This is a genomic window from Blastococcus jejuensis (assembly GCF_039534705.1).
In the GTDB taxonomy this organism is placed as follows: Bacteria; Actinomycetota; Actinomycetes; order Mycobacteriales; family Geodermatophilaceae; genus Blastococcus_B; species Blastococcus_B jejuensis.
In genome coordinates, this window is record NZ_BAAAVV010000034.1 from 1 (window position 1) to 561 (window position 561).

The following is a 561-nucleotide window of genomic DNA, read 5'->3' on the forward strand; positions in this document are numbered from 1 at the left end:
AAATCCTCGGATCAACGCTCGGTTGACAGCTCCCCGAGGCTTATCGCAGCCTCCTACGTCCTTCATCGGCTCCTGGTGCCCAGGCATCCACCGTGTGCCCTTAACAACTTGGCCACACAAAAATCCCGCAACACCACCCCCGGAAGGAAGCGTGCTGCGGGCCTACACAAACTCCTACATACAGAGTCAGAAGATGCTCGCGTCCACTGTGCAGTTCTCAACGTACGACCAGACACCACCCATCTGTCCCCGCCAGACCCCGGATTCCCCACAGGGACCCAGGCGGTACGAGAAGCAGGACGGCACTGAACGAGATCGTCCCCCACCCGGGAAACCCCGGACAGGTCCACTCCCTCAGGACCCAACAGCGTGCCTACGAACCAGACCCTCACCCACCACGCGCGTTCCACGCCCCGAAGGGCCGTACTAGCAGTGGCAGACGATGCCGGCCGAACTGGTCAGCGTTCCACCCTCGAGCACCACCCCAGACACCCGCAGCCATCCGAAACTGGATGACCGTCACGGCCTGGGCGCGGCTCTGCACCACTTCCAGCGAGGGAA

At 62.7% G+C, this 561-nt stretch carries 1 rRNA gene; it reads right to left on the minus strand.

The window, feature by feature from the left end:
• Positions 1-114: ribosomal RNA gene (locus ABD644_RS22665) — 23S ribosomal RNA — on the minus strand; the annotation flags it as partial.
• Positions 115-561 lie beyond the last annotated feature (447 nt).